Annotated in this window: 4 protein-coding genes and 2 tRNA genes; 4 read left to right on the forward strand and 2 right to left on the reverse strand. The window is 45.3% G+C overall.

The window, feature by feature from the left end:
• Nucleotides 1-73: 73 nt before the first annotated feature.
• The 3 genes from NCI00_RS23415 (at nucleotide 74) to NCI00_RS23425 (ending at nucleotide 5,476) form a co-directional block, all read left to right on the forward strand.
• Nucleotides 74-3,898, forward strand: coding sequence for a carbohydrate-binding protein (locus NCI00_RS23415; protein WP_253531831.1), 3,825 nt, complete (start codon nucleotides 74-76; stop codon nucleotides 3,896-3,898).
• Between the two features lie 408 nt (nucleotides 3,899-4,306).
• A complete protein-coding gene (locus tag NCI00_RS23420) occupies nucleotides 4,307-4,690 on the forward strand; it encodes a helix-turn-helix transcriptional regulator (RefSeq protein WP_253531832.1) in 384 nt (127 codons plus the stop codon).
• Between the two features lie 318 nt (nucleotides 4,691-5,008).
• On the forward strand, nucleotides 5,009-5,476 hold the full coding sequence (locus tag NCI00_RS23425) for a hypothetical protein (RefSeq protein WP_253531833.1): 468 nt from the start codon (nucleotides 5,009-5,011) through the stop codon (nucleotides 5,474-5,476).
• A 209-nt stretch (nucleotides 5,477-5,685) separates the two neighbouring features.
• On the opposite strand, the gene NCI00_RS23430 is transcribed toward NCI00_RS23425, so the two are convergent.
• Both NCI00_RS23430 and NCI00_RS23435 read right to left on the reverse strand, forming a co-directional pair.
• Nucleotides 5,686-5,759, reverse strand: a tRNA-Pro gene (locus NCI00_RS23430).
• Nucleotides 5,760-5,821: 62 nt separating this feature from the next.
• Nucleotides 5,822-6,193: a winged helix-turn-helix domain-containing protein gene (locus NCI00_RS23435; protein ID WP_253531834.1), complete on the reverse strand. Its 372-nt coding sequence runs from the start codon at nucleotides 6,191-6,193 to the stop codon at nucleotides 5,822-5,824.
• 163 nt (nucleotides 6,194-6,356) lie between these two features.
• On the opposite strand from NCI00_RS23435, the gene NCI00_RS23440 reads away from it, so the two are divergent.
• Nucleotides 6,357-6,428 (forward strand) — tRNA-Glu (locus NCI00_RS23440).
• The last annotated feature ends 248 nt before the right edge of the window (nucleotides 6,429-6,676 follow it).

The following is a 6,676-nucleotide window of genomic DNA, read 5'->3' on the forward strand; positions in this document are numbered from 1 at the left end:
TTGATATTACTTTAATTATTTTTAACTAATACGCCAATATTAAGTATTACAACTTCAACGTTTGCAAAGCTTTATGAAAAAACTCTATTTAAATGTAATCCTGCTGTTACTATCCGTAAGTGTTTGCGCTCAAAAGGTCATTCCAGGCAAAATTGAAGCTGAAGCCTACGACGCTATGAGCGGCATTGCAACTGAAAATACCCAAGATACCGGCGGTGGCTTAAATGTAGGCTGGATTGAAGACAACGATTGGATGGATTACAATGTCAATGTTCCAGTCAGCGGGACGTATAAATTTAGTTTCAGAACCGCCAAGGGATTTGGTGATGGCACCCTTGAAGTAAGAACCGCCAACGGTGCGGTGCTGGGTTCGGTCGTTTTGCCGTTTACGGGCGGCTGGCAAGGATGGGGCACATCGAGCATCATTATTCCGCTCACGGCAGGACAACAAACCTTACGTATTTACGCCAAATACGGCTCCTGGAACTTCAACTGGTTTGAAGTAGAAAAATACAACGCCATTCCGGGCAGAATCGAAGCCGAAAACTTTGATGTCATGAGCGGCATCAATACCGAAAACACCCAAGATACGGGCGGTGGTTTAAACATAGGTTGGATTAACGACGGAGACTGGATGGATTATACAGTCAACGTGGCCGCTTCAGGAATTTATACCTTCGGTTTTAGGGTGGCCAAAGGATACGGCGACGGTACCATTGAAGTAAAATCTGCCACTGGCGCGGTGCTTGGCTCGGTTGTGTTGCCCTACACGGGCGGGTGGCAAGGATGGGCCACGGCCAAGGTTTTTATTCCTCTCTCGGCAGGCCAACAAACGCTGCGTATTTATGCCAAGCATGGCGACTGGAATTTCAACTGGTTTGAGGTTACGGGTAGCAGGCCTATTCTTGGAAAAACCGAAGCCGAAGACTACGACGTTGTCAGCGACGTAAAACCCGAAAATACCCAAGACGTAGGCGGGGGATTCAATATGGGTTGGATTGATGACAACGATTGGCTCGACTATCATTTCAGCGTCGACGAAGCCGCCACTTATAAGTTTACCTTTCGCGTTGCCAAACCTTACGGAGATGGCAAACTCGAACTCAGAAACGCAACAGGAGGCGTTTTGAGCGCCCTTACTTTGCCTATTACGGGAGGCTGGCAAACTTGGGATACCGTCAGCACCACGGTTGCGCTGCCAGTAGGAAAGCAAATTATTCGAATTTATGCCGTTAATGGCAGTTGGAATTTCAATTGGTTTAACGTAACAAAAGGGGCTAATACCCAGATTCAGTCGGTCATTAGTTTTGGAGCGTTACCCCAAAAAACGGTCGGTGACGCCCCCTTTGATTTGGTCGCTTCTAGTAACCAAAACCAAACACCCATTACTTTTACTTCTTCCAACCCAGCCGTTGCTGCGGTTTCCAACGCCACTGGTGTCTGGAAAGCCACCATTCTGACGGCGGGAACGACCACCCTTACGGCTTCGCAGGCGGGCAATACCAGCTATCTGCCAGCCAATAATGTTGGCCAAACCCTAACCGTAGTTACCGCCACTCCACCGCCGCCGCCCTATACTGGGGTTAAAATCCCGATTCAAGCCGCCCGCTGGTATCAGCTCAATAACGCCCCCAAAGGTTTGGAAGGCCTGTTTGACAACGTGACTGACGTGACCGTGCATACTGGATACAGCAAAGTATTGGAGAACTATGATGCTTACTATCCACTTCTGAATGGCGAACAAATGACCATCGACCGTATCAAATTCTTTGACGGCGAAGGTTCTTTTCCCGACAAACCCATGACACTTTCGATTATCACCAGCGATTGGCGGCGGATTCCTATTGCGACGTTTACGGGAGAAGTGTACAACGGCTGGGTAGGGCCCTATACAGGCCGCTCTACCACGGGCGATGCGCAATTCAACTTAGACTCGGCCATTACCAATGCGCGTTATTTGGTCATCAACGCTTGGTGGGGTTATCCTACCGAAATAGAATTGTACGGTGCTTATACGCCACCCACAACAACATCTAACGGCCCCTACCGCCAAAAATCCATCAAATTGAAAGAAATGATTGGCGTCAATGCCTTTGAGTGGGATTTTGAAGAAGCTTGGGACAACCGTATCAGCGAAACCAAACTGAAGGCCATGAAGACCTTCGGCGGAATACGACACTACATCGACTGGGAAAAACTAGAACCCAACGAAGGAGGTTATACATTCAACCCTACCCACAGCGGCAGCTGGGACTATGACGGCCTGTATACGCGCCTCAAAGCCGAAGGCATGGAGGTATTGGCCTGTATCAAAACCATTCCGCCTTGGATGACCGCGACCTATCCCGAAGGAGAAAGAGACTCGGAGAATGTTCCGTTGCGCTACGGCAAGAATTTTTCGGACCCACTTTCGTACATAGAGCAGGCAAAAGTGGCATTTCAGTATGCCGCCCGGTACGGAAACAACCCCAATGTCAACCCCGCCTTGCTGAGTGTGGATACCCGCCAACGCTGGAACGGCGACGGTATCAATGAGGTAAAAATCGGCCTGAACCTCATCAAATACATCGAGTGCGACAACGAGCGCGACAAGTGGTGGAAGGGCCGCAAAGCCTACCAAACGGGCCGCGAATACGCCGCCAATTTATCCGCTTTCTACGATGGGCATAAAAACACGATGGGTCCTGGCGTGGGCGTCAAAAACGCCGACCCTTCTATCAAAATTGTCATTGCGGGATTGGCGTCACCCTTTATCGGGGTTGATTACATCAAAGGAATGATTGACTGGTGTAAAGAATTTCGCGGGTACCGCCCTGACGGAAGCGTCAATTTGTGCTGGGACGTGATTAACTACCATTTTTATCCCGACAATGCATCTTCTACGCAAGACGGAACTGGCACGCGCGGCGTGGCACCAGAAGTGTCGACGGCGGGAGTGGTGACCGAAAAGTTCCTCCAATTGGCCCAAAAAGAATCGCAAGATATGCCCGTATGGATGAGCGAAACGGGCTACGACGTCAACCAAGGAAGTCCGCTAAAAGCCATTGCCATCGGCAATAAATCGGTCTTGCAAACCCAAGCCGACTGGATATTGAGAAATGCCCTTTTCTACGCCCGAAAAGGCATCGAACGGGTTTATTTTTACCAAACTTACGACTACGACATCAATAATCCGACCCAATTTGGCTCTTCTGGACTACTCAACAACAACCAAACGCGCAAACCAGCGGCGGATTTTCTGTACCAAACCAACCGTCAATTCGGGCAGTATATGTACAAAGAAACCCTCCAAAACGACCCCATCATCGACCGCTACGAACTCAACGGCAAATCGGCCTATGCGCTGGTTATTCCTGATGAAACAGGTCGTACGGGCTCGGCAACGTTAAATTTGGGAAGCGCCACCTCGGCCAAAATCTACACGCCAACCATCGGTAGCGACACCATGAACGTAGAATTGGTCAGCACCACGCAGGGGCAATTGACCGTCACCGTGACCGAAACGCCTATTTTTATCGTAGCCTCCGACCAAGTCGTTAGTAGCACCACCGACTCTACATCGACTCCAGTAGCCCGCATTGGCGACAAAACCAACGCCACCTTTGCCCCGAAAGAGTTGGTTGCCGAAAACGTTAAATTGCACGACATCGTCACCGTCTACCCTAACCCATCTACCGATTACGTACTGGTTTCGTTTGAAAGTACCAGTCGGGAAAAATTGCAGGTACGCATTTTCAACGCCAATTTGGGCATCCTCCACCGAGAAGCAACGTTTACTAAAACGGCACCTTCATTTTCCGAAAGGTTGGACGTATCAAATTTACTGCCAGGTGCTTACATCATCGAGATTCAGCAAGGCAACCAACGTGCCTTCCGTAAAATCGTAAAAGCGCCTTAAATTCAGTAAATCTCACTAAAAACCCCCGCGAAGAGTTTTTTCGAGGGGGTTTTTATCATATTAGAAAGTTGACAAGTCAGCCCATAATACGAGAAGTGATTGATGTAGTAACACCACTATACAGCACTTTATGTAACTTTATTGTGACGCTGAGCACATAGTAAAAAAATAGACCATTTGATTACTTTTTGTGGTGTCTCTGAGGTAGCAACAGTACCTTTTCTACCGTTGCCCCGTCCTATTAGGCAAATGGGCCTTCTATCCACCATTCCTGAATTAAGTACCGGGAATCGGGTACGTCTACCCGTCAACTCAATTCAGCTGTTTTCTCTAAATCCATCCCTGTATGCGGTTTTTTTCCTTCTTTTCCTGCTTTTATCGGTGGGTTTTCATCAACTTTAAGCCCAAATGAGCCCTGAATCGTTGGAGCTTTTAACCATTCAGCCTGCCGAAACGACTGAATCTTTTACTTGTCCAAAGGAAATAGACCTACGAGAACATTTCAAGAATATCATTGGAATAACTAATACCGGAAAAATTATAACTGTAAAGTTAAAATTTCATAGTCCAATACGTCTACAATATGCCATAACGAAAAAAATACATCCTTTGCAAAGACATGAAACGGACCCTGATGACGGCAAAACAATCCTAATACTAGAAGTCGCTTGGAATAAAGAACTAATAACAAAAATCTTAGAATTTGGATCTGATGTAGAAGTTTTAGAACCTTTCGATCTGAGACAAAAATTTATTACAAAGTTGGAACAGGCATTGCAAAGGTACAGATAGGCTTGTTGTTGAGGCACACGGTAGTATTTTCACAAATAGAGAGTAGAATGATTACCACCTATTAAAAATTTCCACTTCAACATTCTTTCAAGCATAATTTTCAGCATTTATTATACACCGAAACCCTGCAATAAACGCCCTAAAACACCGTTCAATCCCCCAAAAAAGGGACTTATGAAAAAAACTGTGTTGCGTTTTGGCATTATAACCGCCATTGCTCTTTTGGGAATATGCCTTAGTTTATTTGTCCTTAATGACCCACTCTCCAGGCTATTTCGTACGAACACCGAAAGTACGTTAAATCAGTACTTGAATAAGATGAGTGTTCGAGCAGAAAATCGTACACTTACCCGTGGCGATAAAATCATTATCAAAACCTTGACCCACTGTGGCATTGTGGCCGCTTACCCTATATACCCTGAAGCGGCGCGAATAATTTACCATTTACTACACGGCAAAGGAACACCCTATCAGATTCCTTCTTCCTATTTTGAAGATTCACCTTATTTGCAAAACGAAATTTCGAAACGAGAGATTGGGAATTTTGGCCCCATTGGACTGCGACAGCATAAAGATTGGCGGCTTTCGTTGGCCTTCAATCCCTATTATTTACGCATCACCAAAGACAGTGTAGAAGTTTATCATCCCAACATGGCCTGCCTGACTAGCCATAAAATCATCACTACTATTCCATTGGGGCGTCTCAACGTAAGAGTGCATGATAACCTTTTAACCCCATTTCAAACCCCTTATTATTGTTTTGCCAAATGGAGACGCAAGGATTAGTTTTGACATCGCATCGGAAATTTAAACGCTGCCCTTTTATTAAATACTACCTTTGGAGACAAAAATTCGTGCTAAGTTGATAGAAATACACAATACTTCTATTCGACGCACTCTTGTTTATACTCCCAAATATGTTTAAACCAAAGAAAAAAGCACTTACAACTTTTCGTCGTAAGTGCTTTCGAAGCGGCGAACCGCATTTTCAGATGTCGGGATAGCGGGATTTGAACCCACGACCCCTTGCCCCCCAGACAAGTACACTACCTGGCTGTGCTATATCCCGATTCGTGGTTGCAAAAGTAGAAAATTTTCTTTAAGTGTCAAGACAAACCTTAATAGAAAAATTCAATCAGTATTAAGTTGCTTTGTTTCTTCTTCCAAAAAAAACTGAAACCGCTGTCTCAATCGATGATAAAAAGCAATCAGTTCTCGGGCTTCTTTCGTAATAACCGCCCCTCCCCCTTTTTCGCCTCCGGTCTGGGTCAGTACAAGAGGGCGGCTTGATTGTGCATTGAGCGAGTTGACCATCTCCCACGCTTTTTTGTAAGACATTCCCATTTGCTTTGCCGCTCGATTAATTGAACCCATTTCATCAATGTATTCCAAAAGCTCTACTCTACCAGGTCCTAAGAACCGCTCTTCGGCACTTTCTATCCACAAACTCCCCTTTACGCTAAAATTAAGGTCTTTCAATAAATGTTTTATCGACGTTTCCATACATATCAAAACTATTTCAAAAATATTTTCCATCCAAAAGTACTGATTATCAGCGCTAGAAAACATTTCTTCGAAAAAATATTCATTCAACTGTTGACACTATCAAAAATAAACGTACCTTTGCACCACGTTTCACCCACGCAGCGAATATATGGAACCAGTCGGCCCATTCGTCTAGCGGTTAGGACACGACCCTTTCACGGTTGAAACAGGGGTTCGATTCCCCTATGGGTCACAAAATCGCTCTGCGGAAACGAAAAAGCCTCAAAACATCACGTTTTGGGGCTTTTTGCTTTTTAGCCCTTCCCAAAACGTACTTTGATTTTATTGATCAGTGAATAAATGGATCAAAACCAAAAGTTGTGGAGAGCGTTGGATTTTTTTAGGTTTGTGTTTTAATCAACCCTATCTGTTTTGGAAAGTTTTCTGGGATCAAAACCAAAAGTTGTGGAGAGCGTTGGATTTTTTTAGGTTTGTGTTTTA

Source organism: Runella salmonicolor, from assembly GCF_024158025.1.
Classification (GTDB): domain Bacteria; phylum Bacteroidota; class Bacteroidia; order Cytophagales; family Spirosomataceae; genus Runella; species Runella salmonicolor.